A 20,349-nucleotide genomic window follows, 5' to 3' on the forward strand; every position below is an offset into this window, starting at 1 on the left:
ATAATCGTTAATGCCATTAACTAAAAAGAGAGGGTGGATAATTTTGTTCAAAGAATTTATGTCAAAGAATAAGAGGTCAGTTGCGTATATCGCAATTGCATGTTTAATTCCAAGTTTAATTGCATATGGAACCTATAAGTTAGTTTCAAGTAAGCAACAAATGGACACAGGAAATTTAAAAGTAGCTATTATAAATAACGATGAAGAAGCATCATTTAATGGAAAATCAATTGACGTTGGTAAGGAAGTTACTAAAATTCTTAAAACCAATAAACAAGCCAAATGGGAGTTTGTTAGCGCAGAAACTGCGAAAAAACATTTAGATTCAGGCGATTATACAATGTCAGTTACATTGCCAAGTAATTTTTCAAAAAACGCAACAACTGCACTTGATGAAACGCCAAAAGTGAGTTTGTTAAAAACAAAACAATCAGATACAAATAACTATGTTTCGCAATTGATTACAAAACAGGTTGCAGAACAATTGAAATCACAAGTTTTAACTAATATCCAAAAAGCGTATGATTCTGCATTACTTGGTTCCGTTAAACAATTAGGTTCAGGTGTTAAAGAAGCCTCAACTGGTGTAAAAACGTTAAATAAAGGAACCGTTAAATTAAAAAATGGTAGTAAAGAAGTTACTAGAAATTTAAATACATTGGCAACAAGTATGGTGACCTTTGATAAAGGTAATCAGACATTAAAAACAGGATTAAATACTTATACAACTGGGGTTGATACTTTAGCTGATGGTGTAAATACCTATACAACTGGTGTAGGTACACTGGTGAATGGTAATAATCAATTAGCCTCAGGAATTAATACACTTGTTGCTAGTGCACCAACCTTATCAAATGGTGTGACTCAATATGTTGATGGGAATAAAACATTAGATGCGGGACTTTCTACGTTGCAAACTGGCGGATCTACATTAGCAGCTGGTGTAGGCACGTTAGCAACTGGTGCAACTACATTAAATTCGAACTCGAATGATTTAAATAATGGTGCGAAAACATTAGCTGCAAGTATGTCAGGTAGCCAATCGTTACCGATGGCGGTAGCAGGTTTAACAGCATATTCAACTGGTATTAAAACTGGTGTAACTCAAATTCAAACAAGATTAAAATCTCGTAGCGAAATTATTAATCATATTCCTGAAATAATTCAACAAATTAAAGATACAAAGCAAGGATCAAAAGAATTAAAAGCTGAACTTGAAGAAATTTCAGGATCAATTGAAACATTACAAGCATTACCTGGATTAGTAACAAAATTGATGGCGGCAGGGGATAAATTAACAACTGTTCAAACTCAAATGAATGCAATTAATTCAGATACAACACAAAAGATGTTTAGTTTGACATTAGCTAAAGGTCAGGCATCGACTTCTAACAAGAAGGTTCGTACGATGATTAATGACTCAACAACAATGAGCCAAAAAGAAAAAGACACTGTTTTACAACAAATCACAAAAACAGATACAGCAATAACAACTGTTGGTACAAATATAACTGGGGTAAGTAAAAATTTAACAGATACAAAAGCGATGTTAGAGGCAGTGATGAGTGATGTAGGTGGCTTAATGGCTGAATTTAAATCAACAATGGGTGATGTAGATCTTAAAGCCATGTTGGAAAAATTTGCTAAAATTTCGACACAAGCAACTGCATTATTGAGTAATACTGATACCTTGACGAGCGATTCAATGATTGGTCTTTTAGGTGATACAAAAGACTTGAGTGATCAAATTGATTCATTAGTGATAGCATCAAATGCTAATGCACAAGTTGCTGGTAAATTAAATGCTAGTGTTAATGGTGCTGGTGTTGATGTTACAAGTGAAAAAACAATTAATGCAACAATTAAGAATTCAATCATGACAGGTAGTATTAACAAATTGTCAGCTGGTATCTTAGGATATACAGCAGGAACAGGACAAGTAACTGATGGTATTAATCAATTAAATAGTAATGTACCAACTTTAATAACAGGTGTTACTGCTTTAAGAGCAGGATCGCAAAAACTTGTTACAGCAGGTGGACAACTTGAGGCAGGAACACAAACGTTAGTTTCAGGTGGTACACAATTGAAAGCAGGATCTGATAAGCTTGTTAGTGGTGGTACACAATTGACAACTGCTAGTACACAATTGACAGATGGAAGTTCGAAATTAAAAGCGGCAAGTACACAATTAACAGATGGTGATACACAATTGGCAGCTGCTAGTCCTCAATTAGTTGATGGCTCACAAAAATTAGCTGATGGGTCTAAACAAGTAACATCAGGATTGGATACAGCTAATGATGGTGTAACATTATTAAATACTAAATTAGCAGCAGGAGCATCACAGGTTGGTAATATCAATTCATCTCCAAAAAATGTGGCTCAATTCGTTGAACCTGTTAAAACAGAAACTGAAAGTGACAATCTCGCTAAAACTTTGAAAAATACATTTGCCCCATTAGTGATTGTTTTATCATTATTTGTCGGTGCAATTGTAACTCAATTAATTTTATTCAGATACCGTAAGAAGAATGAATTATCACAAAACTGGTTACAGAACCTTTTCCTAATGTTATTTATTTCTGTTATTCAAACAGCAGGAGTTCTCTTATTAACATTATTCTTTAGTGTAACAATTGAACATCCAATTAGTTTCGTAATCTTTACGTTCTTATCGGGAATAATCTTTACTCTTTTATGTGTGGTAATTGACGAACTCCTTGGAACAATGGGTATTCTCTTATCTTTAGCATTACTACTCGTACAATTAGTGATTACAGGACAAGTTATTCCAAATACGATGTTATCAAATGCTTATCAAGTATTTGCAGAGTTCTTACCTGTTACACATGTATTAAATGGCTTCACATATGCAATTAATAGCCAAGGTTCTGGTATGATTGGTTCAGTGCTTGCATTACTTGTTACAGCCGTAGTACTGGGTGTGGTTTGGACGTTTGTAAATCGTAAACAATTAACGGTATCAACTGAAAAAGAAAAATAGAGATACAGTTGATTAGATATAGTAATTAACCGCGTTTTATGCTAAATTTAACTGTAGGTAGAACATGCAGAGGAGAATTAGCAATGACAACAACTAAGTTAATGGATGACTATATTAGTATGTATTTAGGAACTTTTAAGAATGTGGAAGGATTCATTTCACAACCTACTAGTGAGTTTAATTTATCTTTTGAACAATTCTTGATTTTAAAAGATATCCATAGCACTGAAGATATAAGCATGGTTGATATCGCTAAAAAAAGAAATGTTTCAAGGAGTGCAATTGCACGCCAATTAAACGTACTAAAACAATTAAGATACATCTATCAAGAACAAGACACAGTTGATAGAAGAAGAATAAACCTACGCTTGTCTGATCAGGGTGCAAAAGTAGAACGAGTTGTGACTGAGTCAATTAAGAAACGGTTTGATACTTGGGTAAATGTTTTAGGTGAAGATAAGGCAGTTCTACTGCTTAGTTTAATGAAAGAATTCGGGCAAAAAATAATGGTAGACAGAAAATAAAATTCTGTGTACCATTTTTTGCTTGAAAGTGTTGTATGCGTTTTCTATAAGTAGTATATTAGTTTAATATACTACTTAAAAAAATAATTGTTTTTTAAGGATTAAATTAATACCAAATGAAATCATTATTGGAGGAAGAATATGACAAAAATTATTGCAATTAACGCAGGTAGTTCAAGTTTAAAATTCCAATTATTTAGCATGCCAGAGGAAACTGTTATTGCTAAAGGATTGATTGAAAGAATTGGACTTAAAGACTCAATTTTAACGATTAAATATGGTAACGGAAAAAAATATGAAGATGTATTAGATATCGACAATCATTCAGTAGGTGTACAGTTATTACTTAAATTATTGCTTCAATTGGATATTATTGCTGATTTTAATGAAATTTCCGGTGTTGGACATCGCGTTGTTGCTGGTGGTGAATATTTCAAAAAATCAACATTAGTAAATGCCGATACAATTGCAAAAATTAATGAATTATCTGAATTAGCACCATTACATAATCCAGCTAATCTTTTAGGTATCCAGGCATTTGAAGAAATCTTACCAGATGCAGTAAGTGTCGCTGTATTTGATACAGCCTTCCATCAGACGATGCCAGAAGAAAGTTACATGTACAGTGTACCTTATGAATGGTATGAAAAATATGCCGCAAGACGTTATGGTGCTCATGGGACAAGCGTTCGTTATGTCGTCTCAGAAGCCGAAAAACTAATTGATAAAGACCCTAAAGAGTTAAAATTAATTACATTACATTTAGGTGCAGGAGCATCAATTACAGCTACAGTTGGTGGTAAATCAATTGATACATCAATGGGCTTTACACCACTTGCTGGAATTACCATGGCAACACGTTCAGGTGATGTAGATGTATCGTTAGTTGCTTACATGATGAGACAATTAAAAATTACTGATATAGATGAAATGATTAATATTTTGAATCGTGAATCTGGGCTAGTTGGTATTTCAGGGATTTCTCCTGATATGCGTGATGTTAAAGCTCAATTAGGAAAAAATCCTCGTGCTGATTTAGCTGTTAAAATCTATGTTCAAAATATTATTAAATATATTGGTCAATACATTGCAGAAATGCAAGGGGTTGATGGTATTATTTTCACTGCTGGTCTTGGTGAGAATGATCGGATTGTACGTCGTCGCGTTATTGAACATTTAGCATATTTAGGTGTTGGCTTTGATGCTGAAAATAACGAAAAAATGGGTGAACAGGTTATGCTTAGCACGCCAGAGTCTGCCGTTAAGATTTTTGCGATACCTACTGATGAAGAATTAGTTATTGCACGCGATGTTCAATCATTAATGTAAAAATAACCATTTAAAATAGTAGCTTAAAATAAGAGGGATATCACATTGTGATGTCTTTTTTATTTTGTAACATAACGGTAATATTTAAAGGGTTAACAAGTTATTAAAAAAGTGTTAAATTAGACATTATAAATTATTATTACTGACAACAAGTTGTTGTCATCATTCGGAGGCGTAACTTAATGAGTAGGTGTAAACTTGATATTATGAGTGAGTATCAAGCAGCGATGCAAAAACTTGCTGATCTTAGAAGTAACATTGGAAACAGACAACAATCATCAATTCGAGATAGCTTTTTCCAAGAGGAAAAATCGCTTGAAAGAGAATGTTCTGAACTGAATATTCTATTAGAAGCTATCGATGTTGCGGAAGATTAATCCTACTTTTTGAGAAATAAAAGTAGTAAAAAACGATTAAATTCATAATTGAATTTAATCGTTTTTTTTGTTCCTATTTAAATTAATTAGTTTGTAGATTCCGAAGAACGAAACGATTAATAAGATGATACCAACTACTGTAGCAAAAATATCAACTGTTGCTGCAACTTCCGCCCAAGCATTCCCAGCAAATGCCCCAAGATAAATGAGGACAGTATTCCAAATTAATGTTCCAAAAAAGGTTAATGGAATAAAAAAACGTAATTTACATTTCGTAATTCCAGCGGGAATAGAAATTAAACTTCGAACAATGGGAACAAAACGGCCTATGAAAATAGCACGATTTTCATATTTTACAAAAAATTCAGTCGCTTTTTCAATATGGATAGGTTTTAGACCAAGCCAAGAACCATACTTACTGGCGAAAAATTGATTTAAACGTTCTGTACTTAAAAAGCGACCGATCGAATATAAGATTAAAGCCCCGATAGTCGCCCCAATAGTGGCAGAAATAATTAAACCAATTGGTGTAAGAGAACTTGAGAGCGTCATAAAACCTGCAAATGTTAAAATGATTTCAGAAGGAATTGGTGGGAAAATGTTTTCAATGGTGATCAGTAACGCAACACCTAGATAGCCATGTTGGCCGATTAAGTCAATTATGGTTTCTTGCATTTAGGCACCCCTTTTATTTAATAATTAAAGCATATCATGAGCCAAAGAAATAAAGTAATGAAAAAGGATTAGCTTAATAAAAATTAAATAATTTTCGTATTCAGAGTTAAATTTGGTACAATTGAAGAAAGAATAAGACGATTTAAGGTGGTAAAAATGAAAATTGAAGAATTACACAAGGTAGAATTAGATTTAATCCGGGAAGTCGTTGAAATTTGTCAAAAAAATAATATAAAGTATTTTATGATTGGTGGCAGTTTATTAGGTGCGGTCAGACATCAAGGGTTTATTCCATGGGATGATGATGTCGATATTGGAATGGTAAGGGATGACTACGATCGATTCTTACAAATCGCTCCCCAAGAGATTAGCCAGCCTTATTATTTTCTACAAACTGATCAAAGTGATCCAAACTATGCATTTGGATATGCAAAACTACTTGATGAATCTATTCATGTTGAAGAGAAAAGAAATATTAATGACGCTAGAAAAGGTGTTTTTGTAGATATTTTTCCTTTTGATAAAGTCCCAACAGGTGATGTCGAACGATCTATTCAACAATCAAAATATCGATATCTTAACGCGAAAATTCTTTTATTGAGCAATTATCGTTTAATGGATACTGAAATTAACGCAAAGATTAGAAAATTACAACCTGATCAAAGTCGTAAAACCAAAGAGTATAAAGAAAAAAGAGACGAACTAGTAAGAACCTATAATCAAGATGACACCATTTCAGAATATAAAAATTTAGCTTCACAATACTCATATGAAAAAGAATTACTATCAGAAAAGGAATTAGCAGCCGTGATTCAAGTTCCTTTTGAGAACCTTACGGTAACTATTTTAAGGGCATATGATGCAATTTTAAGCCGTTTATATGGTGATTATTTACAATTACCGCCTGAAAGTAAACAGATTGAAAAGCATATTGAAAAAGTGACTATTTTAGATCGAAATGATTTTACTTTTGATAATGAAATTGATTGATTTTATGACGTAAATGAGATACGTTTAAAGATGACAAATGGAGGTGCTTTCATATGGATAGAAAATCAATTATTGACGAGCGGTTGCTTAACCGGGAATTTACAATTGACAGTAAAAATATTCATGGCACGGTCGAGTTTTTTGGTATCTACTATCATTATTTTAGTGATGAAACATTAGTAAGTGGAGATGTTGTTCGAATCATTAAAACACATGTTGAAGGGTTAGACGTTAAAAAAATATAAAGGTGGTTAAATTATTATGTTGGGACTTTTAGTCGTTATTATTATTGTTATATTATTGGTCATGATTTTACCAGCAACTATCCGAATTATTAGACAACCGCATCAAGGTGTTGTTATAACTTTAGGAAAATATGAAACAACATTAGCTCCAGGCTTACATTTTATTAAACCATTTATTTCTTCAGTAATTCGTGTTAGTACGGCACAACAACCTTTAGATCTTGATAAACAAGTTGTGATTACAAAAGATAATGCTGAAATTGAAGTTAAAATTTCATTGAAGTATCACGTTACTGACATCCAAGATTTTGTGTTTAAAAATGAAGACTCTGTTCGTAGTATGATTCAAGATACACGTGCCTCTTTGCGTGGCATCATTGGTAATAAAATGTTAGATGAAGTTTTGAATGGAACGCAAGAAATTAATCGCGGTTTGTTTGGCGAAATTTCTAATGTGACAGCTGGTTATGGATTAAATGTTGATCGAATTAATATTGATACAGTAAAACCTTCAGTTGAAATTCAAGATTCAATGAATAAGTTATTGAAAGCCGCTAGAAATCGTGATGCTACTGTTGCTGAAGCAGAAGGTTACAGTAAATCAGTTGCACTAAAAAATAAAGCTGATAATGATGCATGGGTTAATTCAGCCCAAGCAAAGGCTGAAGCAGTTAAAAAGACGGCCGATGCTGAAGCATACCGAATAGATGCAGTTAATTTATCATTAAATAAAGTTGGTAATGGTTATTTTGTTAGCCAAAATATTGAGGCTTTTAAAGAATTGGCCAAGAGTGACGCAAATACAGTTGTTATGCCAAGTAATGCGATAGATAGCTTAGGTCAAATTCCAGCAATTAATGCATTATTAAAACCAGAAGCTAAATAAAACTTTCAAGAGGTTATTCCTTGGAAGTTTTTTTACTAGGAATGAGAGTGGTTAATTTGAAAATTATTATTGATGGGGATGCGTCTCCTGTGAAAAATGAAGTTATAGCTGAAGCCGAACTACGGAATATCAGTGTGTTGCTAATTACAAGTACGCCACATTTCTCAACTAAAAAGTATCCTGAAAATGTTTCGGTTAGCTATGTTGATCAAGGTCCAGATGCGGCAGATTATAGAATTGTAAAGTTAGCTGAAAAATCAGATGTTGTGATTACACAAGATTACGGACTAGCTTCTCTTTTATTACCAAAAGGTGTGATTGTGATGCATCATAAAGGATTTGAATATACAGATACCAATATCGATAGTATGTTGGATTCAAGATATTTAAGTGCAATGGCAAGGAAATCAGGTCAACGTACGAAGGGTCCAAGCGCCTTTTCAAACCAGGATAGGGCTAACTTTAAAAAAGCATTTATTTTATTATTGAATGAAAAAGGAATTAAATAAATATAAAGAAAAGAAGGGTCTTATTTGCGATCGTTAACATCGGGTAATCCAGCAAAATTAATTTTTATGTTTACTATACCATTATTGGTTGGTAATTTATTTCAACAATTATATAGTATTTCTGATACGTTGATTGTTGGACAAACTTTAGGCGTGGATGCACTAGCTGCAGTTGGTTCGACCGGGAGTATTCAATTTTTGATTATTGGATTTGCACAAGGGTTAACTGCAGGTTTATCTATTATTACGGCACAACGATTTGGGGCAAAAGATTATCGTGGTGTTAGAAAAAGCTTTGCAGTGGGACTTTTGATTAGTCTAATTGCAACGGTAATTTTAACAGCGGTTAGTTTGTTTTTTGTAAAAGATATTTTAACACTTATGAAGACACCACCAGAAATATTTGATGATGCACAAACTTTTATTAGTATCATTTTTGGTGGAATATTTGCTTCAATGGCATTTAATATTTTATCTAATATTATTAGGGCGCTAGGGGATAGTCGCACGCCATTATACTTTTTAATTTTTGCCAGCATTATTAATGTTGGTTTAGAATTATTATTTATTTTGGTATTTCATTGGGGAGTTGCTGGCGCTGGTATTGCAACTATTATTGCGCAATCATGTTCCGTTGTATTCTGTTTAATTTACATTTATCGAAAAATTCCCGTCTTACATATTGGTCGACACCATTTTAGAGAAATCACGATGAAAGATGTTAACCAACACCTTTATGTGGCTCTACCAATGGCCTTTCAAGCTTCAATAATTGCGATTGGTGCAATTATGCTACAGTCAGCTTTAAACGGTTTAGGAACGACAGCAGTTGCCAGTACCACGGCAGCGTCTAAGATTGATCAATTATCAACACAACCAATGATGTCATTTGGAATTGGGATGGCAACTTTTACTGCCCAAAATTATGGCGCAAAAAAATATGGTCGTGTTTTAGATGGTGTAAAAAAGTGTCTATTAATGTCTGGAACATTCAGTATCGTTGCAAGTCTTTTAGTTATTTTATTTGGACAACAATTAGTTACACTGTTTGTTGGAAATAATGCACCAAAAGTTGTTGCATTATCGCAGGTTTATTTTAATATTAATGGGTCATTTTACTTACTTTTGTCAGTACTGTTTGTCATTAGATACACGTTACAGGGACTGGGACAAAGCATCGTACCAACAGTTGCTGGAGTTGTAGAATTACTGATGAGATCATTTGCAGCTATCTTTTTAGCTGGTGCTTTTGGGTATGCAGGAGCTTGTTTTGCAAATCCATTAGCCTGGGGTGGGTCATGTATTGTACTGATTTATTCATATATGAAGGCTGTACAAAATTTGAGACGTTTAGATTTTGAACAAAAGGCTGAAAATAAACATGCTTAATTAGTTATGACAAAAGTACGGAAATATGCTATACTAATCAACGTTCTGCGGGCGTAGTTTAGTGGTAAAATTCCAGCTTCCCAAGCTGATGTCGCGAGTTCGATTCTCGTCGCCCGCTTAAAAATGAATAAGATAATTATATTGAAACCAAGATATTTAATCTTGGTTTTTTTTTGTAAATTTTAACTGACTAAATAGAATATAATTAGTCAAAATGATTGCAATTAAGCGTTATTTTTGCTAAGTTTAGTAACTGATATTAGTTTTTTTGTATAAAAAAACATGGAACTGGACAGAATTGAGGGGGAAAAAAGTGGATATTTTATTAAAACATGCTAAAAAGTATCGGGTAGATATTTTTTGGGCAGTCGTCATGGTGGTTATCATGGCAATTTCAACATTGTGGCAACCTAAATTGTTACAAAAAGTAATTGATGCTATTTTAAAGGACCAGGGTGATAAAATCACGACACTTGGTTTGTACTTGATTGGAGTTGCTGTTATTGGATTGTTGGCAGGTGTTGTGAATACAATTCTATCAGCAAAAGTAGCACAATCAATGAGTGCAGATATTCGTGAAACTGCTTTTAGAAAGATTCAAACATTTTCTTTCAGTAATATTGAACGATTCCAAGCAGGGAATATTGTGGTTCGTTTAACCAATGATATTACCCAAATTCAAACGTTAATTATGACAATTTTACAGACATTAATTCGAGTGCCCATTTTATTTATCGGTGCATTCATTTTAGCTATGAATACAATTGCGGATTTATGGTGGATTATTGTTATTTTAATTGTCTGCGTGTTAGGTATTTCAATGTTAACTTTCGGTCGCATGGGACGCCATTTTGGGTTAATGCAAGGCTTAATTGATCGAGTAAATGAGTTAGCCAAAGAAAACTTGATGGGTGTGCGTGTTGTTAAGTCATTTAATCAAGAAAAAAATGAAGAAAAACGTTTCGATAAGGTTTCAGATGATTTAAATGCACAAAATATCTATGTTGGAACTCTATTTGCTGTTTTAATTCCAGCATTTACATTAATTGGAAATATGGCTGTCGTTGCCGCAATTTATTTTGTAGGTGATTTAGCTAAAGCAGATCCAAGTACAGTTACAGCTATTACTTCGTTTGTTAATTATTTAATGCAAATCATGTTTGCCATTATTATTGGTGGAATGATGATGACGTTTAGTGCTCGTGCAATGGTTTCAATTAAACGACTACGCGAAATTTTAGATGAAGAACCAGATATTTATTACCAAGATGTTCCAGAGGAAGATTTATCGGGATCTGTTAGTTTTGAAGATGTCTCATTCTCATATGAAGGCGATGATAAACCAACACTTAAACATGTTAGTTTTGATGTTAAACCTGGAGAAATGATAGGAATTGTTGGTGCAACTGGTTCAGGTAAATCAACTTTAGCCCAAATGATTCCACGATTATTTGATCCCCAAGAAGGAATGATCAAAGTTGGTGGTGAGAATTTAAAGGATGTTAATGAAAAATCGCTTCGTAAAACAGTAGCATTTGTTTTACAAAAGGCTATCCTATTTTCTGGCACAATCGCAGACAACTTACGTCAAGGTAAAGAAGATGCCAACGAGAAAGATATGGATATGGCCAGTCAAATCGCTCAGGCATCAGAATTTATTAATCGATTACCAGAACGTTATGATGCAGAGGTTGAAGAACGTTCAGCTAACTTCTCAGGTGGTCAAAAACAACGTTTATCAATTACGCGTGGTGTTATTGGTAAACCTAAAATCTTAATTTTAGATGATTCAACATCAGCACTTGATGCTCAATCAGAAAAATTAGTCCAAAAAGCATTAAATAATGAATTGAAAGAGACAACAACATTTGTTATTGCCGAAAAAATCTCATCTGTGATTAATGCGGATCGTATTTTTGTTATGGATGACGGTAAATTAGTTGGCGAGGGGACACATAAAGATCTCGTTGAAAATAGTCAAATTTATCAAGAAATTTATAACACTCAAAAAGGAAAGGAGACTGTCTAATGAAAGATATGAATAGATCGATGGCATTCTTCTTCCACTACTTGAAAAGCTATAAATTAGGTTTTACAGTTATGACTGTTGCAATTATTGCATCGACATACTTCCAGGTAAAAGCACCTGTGTATATGGGAAAAGCAATTACGGCATTGGCAGACTACGTAATTGGTTTAACAAAAGGAGTGAGTGATAAAGGAAATTTTGTTAGCTCATTGTGGATGTTATTCTTATTTTATATTTTTTCAATTGTAGCAATGTTTTTCTCAAATATTATTGTCACGTTCATTACAGGAAACTCGACAAATAGAATGCGAAAAGGGCTATTTGGAAAATTACAAAAAATGACAATTCGATTCTTTGATTCACATAAAGATGGGGATATTTTAAGTCGTTTTACAAGTGATTTGGATAATATTTCGAACGCAATGAATCAAGCCTTAGGACAAATTATGAGTAATATTGCTCTAATGATTGGGATTATCATTATGATGTTTCAACAGAATGTTCAGCTTGCCTGGGTTACGATTGCTTCAACGCCTATCGCGTTACTTCTTGCGGTCATTTTAATTTCTAAAACACGTAAGTATGTTGATATACAACAAAAAGAAGTTGGAAAATTAAATGGCTATATTAATGAAAAAATTAGTGGTCAAAAAATTGTAATTACTAACGGGCTTCAAAAAGAAGCTATTGATGGTTTCTTGCCATATAACGAAAATGTTCGTAAAGCAACGTTTAAAGGACAAGTCTATTCAGGGATGCTTTTCCCAGTTATGAATGGCCTCTCGTTGGTTAATACAGCCATTGTTATCTTCTTTGGTAGCTGGTTAGCACTGAACGGTGATATGGGCCGTACAACGGCTTTAGGACTAGTTGTCGTGTTTGTTCAATACTCACAACAATTTTACCAACCAATATCACAAATTTCTTCATTGTATAGTATGTTCCAACTTGCTATTACAGGTGCTAGTCGACTGAATGAAATGTTTGATGAACCAGATGAGGTCAACTCAACTGATAAGCAAAAATTAACGGGTCTAACAAATGGTGTTAAGTTAAGAAATGTTAATTTTGGTTATAATGCTAATAAAGAAATTTTACATGATGTATCAATTAATGTTGATAAAGGTGAAATGGTAGCTTTAGTCGGACCAACTGGTTCAGGTAAAACAACAATTATGAATTTATTGAATCGATTCTATGATGTTACAGGTGGTTCAGTTGAATTTGATGGCGTAAATGTTAAGGATCTTGAACTTCAAAGTCTTCGTGATCATGTTGGGATAGTTCTTCAAGAAAGTGTATTATTCTCAGGAACAATTCGTGATAATATTGTCTTTGGTAAACCTGAAGCATCAGATGAAGATATGATTTCTGCCGCTAAGCAAGCTAATATTCATGATTTTATTATGAGTCAAGAAAATGGCTATGACACGACAGTATCGGATGAAAACTCTGTGTTTTCAACTGGCCAAAAACAATTAATTAGTATCGCAAGAACAATTTTAACTAATCCTACGTTATTAATTTTGGATGAAGCGACTTCTAATGTTGATACAGTGACAGAAGCTAAAATTCAAAAAGCAATGGATACAGTTATTCAAGGGCGTACTAGTTTTGTAATCGCACATCGCTTGAAAACAATATTAGATGCTGATAAAATTGTTGTTCTGAAGGACGGTAAGGTTATTGAACAAGGTAACCATCAAGAATTATTGGATCAAAAAGGATTCTATTCTGAACTTTATAATAATCAATTTGTATTTGAATAAAACAGTGAAAAAATCTTTCAAGAATACTTTATATAAAGTATTCTTGAAAGATTTTTTATTTTAAATTAAGATATAAAGTAACAAAAAAAACAAAAAATAAATATATTTAATTGTAATTTTATATCATTCAAGGTATGATGTAACCAGTTAATGATAACGCTTTCTTTTATGAATGGAGGAGATATTATGTTGGGTTTTTCAATTTATTTAGGTGATAAGATTGACGATGATACAAAAAAATATATTGAAGTAATGCGTAAATCAGGATTTAAGGGTATTTTTACTTCATTACATATTCCTGAAGAAGATAGAAAAAAAACTATTGATGAATTAAAAACTTTGGGGAATTTATGTCTTGAAAATAACTTGAAATTAATGGTTGATATTTCAGAAAAAAGTTTAAAATTATTGGAATTTGATTTGAAAACTGCTGGAATTACTGGTTTAAGAATTGATTATGGGATTAGTATGGAAAAAATAGCTGAATTATCAAATAATATAGATATTGGATTAAATGCTAGTACGATTTCAGAGCTGGATATTAAGCAACTAGTTGATAATCATGCAAATTTTAAGAATATTGAAGCATGGCATAATTATTATCCTCGACCAGATACGGGATTAGATGACGAATGGTTAAAAAATAAGAATCATTGGTTAAAAAAATCAGGATTTACTACGATGGCGTTTGTGGCAGGAGATAAAATATTTAGAGGGCCAATTGGAAAGGGATTACCAACATTAGAAAAACATCGAAATTACAATGTATTGGCTGCAATGATAGATTTAATTGAGAATAATTATACTGATGACGTTTATATCGGTGATCCGCGAGTTTCACAAAGAACAATTAGTAAGATAGTTAACTATTTTACTAATCAAAGTATAGAAATAGATATTGAAAGTAGTTCGCATGAACTTGATAATATAGCATGGCATAATCGTGCTGACGTGGCTAGGGATGTTGTAAGGTTAGAAGAAAGTCGGATAAGAAATCAATTCACTATTGAACCAATAAATAATGAAGATGCTCGAACGAGAGGTACTATAACGCAAGATAATATGTTATATGGGAGATATACTGGAGAAATACAGATAGTGAAAAATAATTTACCAATTGATAAAAAAGTAAACCAAATTGGTACAGTTAAAAGGACAGACTTGGATTTAATTGACTATATAGGAGCAAAACAAAAAATAATATTTAATAATACAATTATAAAAGAGGGATAAAATATGGATATTACAAAATTAGTAACGGAAACTAGAAATGAACAAACTATGAATTTAGATGAGTTAAAATGTTCTGAAGTTGCAAGAATAATGAATGAAGCCGATATGACAGTTCCTAAAAGCGTAGAAAAAGAGTTATCGCAAATTAATGAAGCAGTTAGTAAAATTATTGAATCATTTAATAGTGGAGGCCGTTTAATTTATATGGGTGCAGGAACTAGTGGTAGATTAGGTGTCTTAGATGCTGCTGAATGTGTACCAACATTTGGAACAAATCCTAGCATGGTGCAAGGATTGATTGCTGGTGGTATGAAAGCAATGACTGTGGCAGTTGAAGGTGCCGAAGATTCAAACGAATTGGGTAAGTTGGATTTGGAAAATATTTGTTTAACAAAATTAGATACAGTAGTTGGAATTGCAGCAAGTGGTAGAACACCATATGTTATTGGGGGTCTTGACTACGCTAAACATCTTGGTGCGAACACAATAAGTCTGGCTTGCAATAAGGAATCAATTATTGGACGGCATGCTGATACGGCTATTGAGATTGAAGTGGGACCAGAGATATTGACTGGGTCTACTCGTTTAAAATCAGGAACGGCACAAAAATTAGTATTAAATATGTTGTCGACAATTTCGATGATTGGAATTGGAAAAATATATAAAAATTTAATGGTCGATGTTAGACCAACGAATGAAAAATTAGTTGAAAGATCAAAGCATATTATTATGGATGCAACTGGAGTAAGTTATGAACAAGCAAAATTAACATTTGAATTAGCTGAACATGATGTCAAACTTGCAATAGTTATGATTCTAACGGATAACGATTTGAATCAAGCTAAAGAAAAATTAAAGAAGGCTCATGGTTTTGTTAGGGAAGCAATCAAATAAAATATTTGGAGGGGTTAAATTATGGCAGACAAAAAAATCGAAAAAATTGCAAATGAAATTTATGATAATGTAGGGGGGCCAGACAATGTTGAAAAATTAATTCATTGTATGACTCGAGTTAGGATGACAATTAGGGATGAAGATAAAGTAGATATTGAAAAATTGAAAAATATCGATGGTGTCATGGGTGTTGTTGAAGATGATACTTTGCAAGTGGTAGTTGGACCTGGTACAGTCAACAAAGTTGCAGATGAAATGGTAAGACAAGTAGGGGTTAAATTAGGCGAACCTTTCCCTTTGAAGAACGTAGTACAATCAACTCAAATGACTGATAAAGAATTGGTTGAGAGCAAAGCTGCTAAAGTAAAAGCAGAACATAAAGCTAAACAAAAGCAAACGCCAATAAAAAAGGTGCTTAAAGCAATTTCAAATATCTTTGTTCCACTAATTCCTGTATTTGTTGGAGCAGGATTGATTGGTGGATTGGCTGCTGTCCTTGGAAATATGATGGTTGCAGGGGATTTAAGTTCGAGCTGGACAGATTTTATTGCAGTTTTAAATGTTATTAAAAATGGTGTTTTCAGTTATTTAGTTATCTATGTAGGGATAAATAGTGCCAGTGAATTTGGTGCCACTCCAGGACTTGGTGGTGTTATCGGCGCTGTCACTTTGCTGAGTGGGGTAACCCCTGAAGCACCTCTCCATAATATCTTTAACGGTCAGGCACTAAGTGCTGGACAGGGTGGAATTATTGGTGTTATTTTTGCAGTGTGGGTATTAGCTATTTTAGAAAAAAGATTGCATAAATGGATTCCGGATTCTTTAGATATTATTATAACACCGACAATATCATTATTTGTTATTGGAATGATGACAATTTTCTTAGTAATGCCAGTTGCTGGGGTTGTTTCGAATTCTTTAGTTACATCAATTAACTGGGTCTTAGAAGTTGGTGGTGCATTTTCTGGTTTTGTTTTAGGGACTTTTTTCTTACCAATGGTAATGTTAGGATTACATCAAATTTTAACACCTATTCATCTTGAAATGATTGCTAAGTCTGGATCAACATTATTATTGCCAATTTTAGCAATGGCAGGAGCTGGACAAGTAGGGGCAGCAATTGCATTATGGGTTCGTTGTCGTAAAAATAAAAAATTAACAAATTTAATTAAAGGCGCTCTACCAGTCGGATTTCTAGGAATTGGGGAACCATTAATTTATGGGGTTATACTACCTTTAGGACGACCAATGATTACTGCTTGTCTTGGTGGCGGAATCGGTGGAGCGGTGATTGGTGGGATTGGTCATATTGGATCTATTGCAATAGGACCTTCTGGGGTAGCATTGATACCTTTAATAAGTAATGGACACTGGATTGGGTATATTCTTGGATTGCTTGCGGCATATGCGGGCGGATTTATTTTAACATTCTTTTTTGGTATTCCAAAAGATGCTATGATTGAGACAGAAGCATAAGACATACCATAAAAAGAGGTAAGAAGTATGGGTAATTATTTGTACACAATACAAGCAAATATGGATAAATACACAAAGGTAGAGCGAAAAATAGCACGGTTTATTTTAGAGCACCCTCAGAAAGTAATAAGAATGAGTACACAGAGTATGGCAGAGGTGGTAGGTGTCAGCACTGCAGCAATAACGCGATTTGGAAAAAGTATTAGTGATACTGGTTTTCCAGGATTAAAATTAGAATTATCAGCAGAAATCCAAGATGATAAATCAATGCTCGAGGAAATTAATCCTAAAGATGATTTAGTGACGACACAACAAAAATTAACCATGCGGATACAACATACGATTGAGGAATCAAATAAAACATTAGATGAGGAAGTCGTTAATGCTGCGAAGGTTATTGCAGAGTCAAAAATAATCTATGCGTATGGAATTGGAGCATCAGAAATTGTAGCTAAAGATTTCCAACAAAAATTTATTCGAGTTGGTAAGTCTGTTATAGAAACACTTGATACACATCTAATTGCCGTTGGATTATCGCAACTAAAAGAAGGAACAACTTTATTCTTGATATCAAATTCAGGGGAAAATACGGATGCAATTAAGTTAGCAAATCTTGCAAATCGACAAAAAATAAAAGTTATCGTTTTAACACATAATAAAAAAAGTACATTGGCCAAATTAGCTAATATTATTTTAGAACATGACGATAGTGAAGAAAATAAAAAATTCAGAAGTGCAGCGACTACTTCTTTAATTGCTCAATTATATGCAGTCGATCTTGTGTATTATTCTTTTGTATCAATTCATTTTGATGATAATGTTACAAGATTGACAGATTCAAGGGATGTCGTAAAGAAATATTTCACCAAAAGCAAACCTAAATTCTAAAAACACTATCTTTTATAATATTAATTTGTTACAATCAAACTATAAATTCGATGATAAAAGCTAGTAAACTAATTAATTTTAAAGCAAGTCTAGGTTGATGGAAGCTAGATAAAAGCGTTAGTTGAATCGTACTTTTTAGAAATAACTGAATATTTTGAGTGGATATTAATCAATTAGAGTGGTACCGCGGGAATTCTCGTCTCTTACATAATTATTTGTAAGGGGCTTTTTTTATACAATTTTAGGAGGAATGGATAATGAATTATAAACAACAAGTTGCACAAGCATTGGTTGCTATCGTTGATGGAAACCTTACTGAAGAAGAAATTATTGCCAAAATTGAAATACCAAAAAGTTCTGATATGGGGGATTATGCATTTCCAGCTTTTGCATTAGCTAAAGCATTTAGAAAAGCACCTCAGATGATTGCTAAAGACTTAGTAGAGAAAATTGATCAAAGTCAATTTGAGTCAGTTGCTGCAGTTGGGCCATATGTTAACTTTTTCTTGAATAAGGCTGCATTTAGTCAAGATATTATTGAACAAGTGCTTTCAAATGGCAGTGAGTATGGCGCATCTGATATTGGTCATGATGGTAACGTACCAATTGATATGTCATCACCCAATATTGCTAAACCTATTTCAATGGGACATTTACGTTCAACTGTGATTGGTAATTCAATTGCAAACATCTTGGCTAAAATTAATTATAATCCAATTAAAATTAATCATTTAGGCGATTGGGGAACTCAATTTGGTAAGTTAATTACTGCTTATAAATTATGGGGTAGTGAAGCAGAAGTTAAAGCTGATCCTATCAATAAATTACTTGAATACTACGTTCGTTTCCATAAAGAAGCAGAAGAAAATCCAGAGTTAGATGTTGCAGCTCGTGCATGGTTTAAAAAGCTCGAGGATGGCGATGAAGAAGCAATCGAACTTTGGACTTGGTTCCGTGCAGAATCATTATCAGCTTTCAATAAAATTTATGATATGCTGGGTGTCCAATTTGATTCATTTAAAGGGGAAGCCTTTTATAATGATAAAATGGGCGAAGTTGTGACAATGTTAAAAGATAAAAATTTGTTAAAAGAAAGCCAAGGCGCAGAAATTGTTGATCTTGAAAAATACGATTTAAACCCTGCCTTGATTCAAAAAACAGATGGGGCAACTTTATATATTACTCGTGATTTAGCTGCTGCTATTTACCGTAAACGGACGTATAATTTTGTACAGTCATTGTATGTTGTCGGAAATGAACAAGCTAACCATTTTAGACAATTAAAGGCTGTGTTAAAGGAAATGGGTAATGATTGGTCAGATGATATGCACCACATTCCATTTGGCTTAATCACACAAGGTGGTAAGAAATTATCGACTCGTTCAGGACGTGTTATTTTACTTGAAGAAGTTTTAGATGATGCTACAAGCCTTGCTAAAAAACAAATTCAAGATAAAAATCCTGACCTACCAAATGCTGAACAAGTTGCTAAAGATGTTGGTGTTGGGGCTGTTATTTTCCATGATTTAAAGAATGAACGTATGAATAATTTTGATTTTGTTTTAGAAGAAGTTGTTCGTTTTGAAGGTGAAACAGGTCCCTATGTCCAATATTCAAATGCTAGAGCACAAAGTATTATTCGTAAAGCGGGTGATGTTTCAATTAGTGAAAGTAACAATGAACTTTCTGATCCTGCTGCATGGGATACAATTAAGTTACTTGGTGACTTCCCTAAAATAATTAAACGTGCAGCTAAAGAATATGAACCATCAGTAATTGCTAAATACGCTATTCATTTATCAAGAGCATTTAATAAATACTATGCAAATTCAAAGATATTAGTTGAAGATGATCAAAAATTAGCTCGTTTAGCACTCGTTCAAAGTGTGAGCGTCGTTTTAACAGAATCATTAAGATTATTAGGCGTAAATGCACCAAAAGAAATGTAATTAATAAAAAAGTTGACTTAATTGTTAACTTTTTTATTTTATCTAAATATTGTTAGATGTACTTTTTAACGATGATTGTGCGTTTGAACACAAAATGGATGTGCGAATACGACCAGTTTATTTTTATCATTTTGGTACTGTTAGATTAATGATTTAGAGCTATCAGTGAATCAAAAAAAT

General features: G+C 33.2%; 17 protein-coding genes and 1 tRNA gene. 17 read left to right on the forward strand and 1 reads right to left on the reverse strand.

The genetic code is table 11. The features are described 5' to 3' along the window. Positions 1 to 43 precede the first annotated feature (43 nt). The 4 genes from AC1RPH_RS01990 to AC1RPH_RS02005 all read left to right on the forward strand — a co-directional run bounded on the left by AC1RPH_RS01990 (position 44) and on the right by AC1RPH_RS02005 (position 5,237). On the forward strand, positions 44 to 3,007 hold the full coding sequence (locus AC1RPH_RS01990) for a YhgE/Pip family protein (RefSeq protein WP_481761168.1): 2,964 nt from the start codon (positions 44 to 46) through the stop codon (positions 3,005 to 3,007). 83 nt (positions 3,008 to 3,090) lie between these two features. Further along, the gene (locus AC1RPH_RS01995) at positions 3,091 to 3,531 is read left to right on the forward strand and encodes a MarR family transcriptional regulator (protein WP_409022730.1); all 441 of its coding nucleotides are present in this window, start codon (positions 3,091 to 3,093) and stop codon (positions 3,529 to 3,531) included. Positions 3,532 to 3,672: 141 nt separating this feature from the next. After that, positions 3,673 to 4,860, forward strand: coding sequence for an acetate/propionate family kinase (locus tag AC1RPH_RS02000; protein WP_481761169.1), 1,188 nt, complete (start codon positions 3,673 to 3,675; stop codon positions 4,858 to 4,860). 182 nt (positions 4,861 to 5,042) lie between these two features. Continuing rightward, a complete protein-coding gene (locus AC1RPH_RS02005) occupies positions 5,043 to 5,237 on the forward strand; it encodes a hypothetical protein (RefSeq protein ID WP_057973343.1) in 195 nt (64 codons plus the stop codon). A 54-nt stretch (positions 5,238 to 5,291) separates the two neighbouring features. On the opposite strand, the gene AC1RPH_RS02010 is transcribed toward AC1RPH_RS02005, so the two are convergent. Next, a complete protein-coding gene (locus AC1RPH_RS02010) occupies positions 5,292 to 5,912 on the reverse strand; it encodes a DedA family protein (RefSeq protein WP_481761170.1) in 621 nt (206 codons plus the stop codon). Between the two features lie 156 nt (positions 5,913 to 6,068). Between AC1RPH_RS02010 and AC1RPH_RS02015 the strand changes: the two genes are divergently transcribed. From AC1RPH_RS02015 to argS, 13 genes are all read left to right on the forward strand, one after another. Continuing rightward, positions 6,069 to 6,902 carry a LicD family protein gene (locus AC1RPH_RS02015; RefSeq protein WP_481761171.1) on the forward strand — a complete coding sequence of 278 codons (834 nt, stop codon included), beginning with the start codon at positions 6,069 to 6,071 and terminating at the stop codon, positions 6,900 to 6,902. A gap of 53 nt (positions 6,903 to 6,955) precedes the next feature. Continuing rightward, positions 6,956 to 7,147: a hypothetical protein gene (locus AC1RPH_RS02020; protein ID WP_481761172.1), complete on the forward strand. Its 192-nt coding sequence runs from the start codon at positions 6,956 to 6,958 to the stop codon at positions 7,145 to 7,147. A gap of 16 nt (positions 7,148 to 7,163) precedes the next feature. After that, a complete protein-coding gene (locus AC1RPH_RS02025) occupies positions 7,164 to 8,033 on the forward strand; it encodes an SPFH domain-containing protein (protein ID WP_481761173.1) in 870 nt (289 codons plus the stop codon). Positions 8,034 to 8,089: 56 nt separating this feature from the next. After that, positions 8,090 to 8,542: a YaiI/YqxD family protein gene (locus AC1RPH_RS02030; RefSeq protein WP_409022804.1), complete on the forward strand. Its 453-nt coding sequence runs from the start codon at positions 8,090 to 8,092 to the stop codon at positions 8,540 to 8,542. A gap of 24 nt (positions 8,543 to 8,566) precedes the next feature. Then, positions 8,567 to 9,931: an MATE family efflux transporter gene (locus AC1RPH_RS02035; RefSeq protein WP_481761174.1), complete on the forward strand. Its 1,365-nt coding sequence runs from the start codon at positions 8,567 to 8,569 to the stop codon at positions 9,929 to 9,931. A 47-nt stretch (positions 9,932 to 9,978) separates the two neighbouring features. Next, positions 9,979 to 10,049 (forward strand) — tRNA-Gly (locus AC1RPH_RS02040). Positions 10,050 to 10,304: 255 nt separating this feature from the next. Next, complete coding sequence (locus AC1RPH_RS02045; protein ID WP_481761400.1) at positions 10,305 to 11,960, forward strand: ABC transporter ATP-binding protein; 1,656 nt, start codon at positions 10,305 to 10,307, stop codon at positions 11,958 to 11,960. Then, positions 11,960 to 13,729 (forward strand): ABC transporter ATP-binding protein, encoded by a 1,770-nt coding sequence (locus tag AC1RPH_RS02050; RefSeq protein ID WP_481761175.1) that lies wholly within the window; start codon positions 11,960 to 11,962, stop codon positions 13,727 to 13,729. Before AC1RPH_RS02045 ends, AC1RPH_RS02050 begins: the two co-directional genes overlap by 1 nt. A gap of 186 nt (positions 13,730 to 13,915) precedes the next feature. Then, positions 13,916 to 14,962, forward strand: a complete 1,047-nt coding sequence (locus AC1RPH_RS02055) for a MupG family TIM beta-alpha barrel fold protein (RefSeq protein WP_481761176.1) — start codon at positions 13,916 to 13,918, stop codon at positions 14,960 to 14,962. Between the two features lie 3 nt (positions 14,963 to 14,965). Continuing rightward, positions 14,966 to 15,856 (forward strand): N-acetylmuramic acid 6-phosphate etherase, encoded by an 891-nt coding sequence (gene murQ, locus AC1RPH_RS02060; protein WP_481761177.1) that lies wholly within the window; start codon positions 14,966 to 14,968, stop codon positions 15,854 to 15,856. Positions 15,857 to 15,877: 21 nt separating this feature from the next. Next, positions 15,878 to 17,332, forward strand: a complete 1,455-nt coding sequence (locus AC1RPH_RS02065; protein ID WP_481761178.1) for a PTS transporter subunit EIIC — start codon at positions 15,878 to 15,880, stop codon at positions 17,330 to 17,332. Positions 17,333 to 17,359: 27 nt separating this feature from the next. Then, positions 17,360 to 18,220, forward strand: coding sequence for a MurR/RpiR family transcriptional regulator (locus AC1RPH_RS02070; protein WP_481761179.1), 861 nt, complete (start codon positions 17,360 to 17,362; stop codon positions 18,218 to 18,220). A gap of 257 nt (positions 18,221 to 18,477) precedes the next feature. Continuing rightward, the gene (gene argS, locus AC1RPH_RS02075) at positions 18,478 to 20,169 is read left to right on the forward strand and encodes an arginine--tRNA ligase (RefSeq protein WP_481761180.1); all 1,692 of its coding nucleotides are present in this window, start codon (positions 18,478 to 18,480) and stop codon (positions 20,167 to 20,169) included. Positions 20,170 to 20,349 lie beyond the last annotated feature (180 nt).

The sequence above is a fragment of the Dellaglioa sp. CoH-57-MRSF-16 genome, assembly GCF_056782055.1.

Coding starts and splice junctions, on each gene's coding strand:
- AC1RPH_RS02025 (WP_481761173.1), top strand. CDS start 7,164: ATGTTGGGACTTTTAGTCGTTATTATTATTGTTATATTATTGGTCATG.
- argS (WP_481761180.1), top strand. CDS start 18,478: ATGAATTATAAACAACAAGTTGCACAAGCATTGGTTGCTATCGTTGAT.
- AC1RPH_RS02065 (WP_481761178.1), top strand. CDS start 15,878: ATGGCAGACAAAAAAATCGAAAAAATTGCAAATGAAATTTATGATAAT.
- AC1RPH_RS02005 (WP_057973343.1), top strand. CDS start 5,043: ATGAGTAGGTGTAAACTTGATATTATGAGTGAGTATCAAGCAGCGATG.
- AC1RPH_RS02045 (WP_481761400.1), top strand. CDS start 10,305: ATGGTGGTTATCATGGCAATTTCAACATTGTGGCAACCTAAATTGTTA.
- AC1RPH_RS02050 (WP_481761175.1), top strand. CDS start 11,960: ATGAAAGATATGAATAGATCGATGGCATTCTTCTTCCACTACTTGAAA.
- AC1RPH_RS02070 (WP_481761179.1), top strand. CDS start 17,360: ATGGGTAATTATTTGTACACAATACAAGCAAATATGGATAAATACACA.
- AC1RPH_RS02000 (WP_481761169.1), top strand. CDS start 3,673: ATGACAAAAATTATTGCAATTAACGCAGGTAGTTCAAGTTTAAAATTC.
- AC1RPH_RS01995 (WP_409022730.1), top strand. CDS start 3,091: ATGACAACAACTAAGTTAATGGATGACTATATTAGTATGTATTTAGGA.
- murQ (WP_481761177.1), top strand. CDS start 14,966: ATGGATATTACAAAATTAGTAACGGAAACTAGAAATGAACAAACTATG.
- AC1RPH_RS02015 (WP_481761171.1), top strand. CDS start 6,069: ATGAAAATTGAAGAATTACACAAGGTAGAATTAGATTTAATCCGGGAA.
- AC1RPH_RS02055 (WP_481761176.1), top strand. CDS start 13,916: ATGTTGGGTTTTTCAATTTATTTAGGTGATAAGATTGACGATGATACA.
- AC1RPH_RS02010 (WP_481761170.1), bottom strand. CDS start 5,912: ATGCAAGAAACCATAATTGACTTAATCGGCCAACATGGCTATCTAGGT.
- AC1RPH_RS02020 (WP_481761172.1), top strand. CDS start 6,956: ATGGATAGAAAATCAATTATTGACGAGCGGTTGCTTAACCGGGAATTT.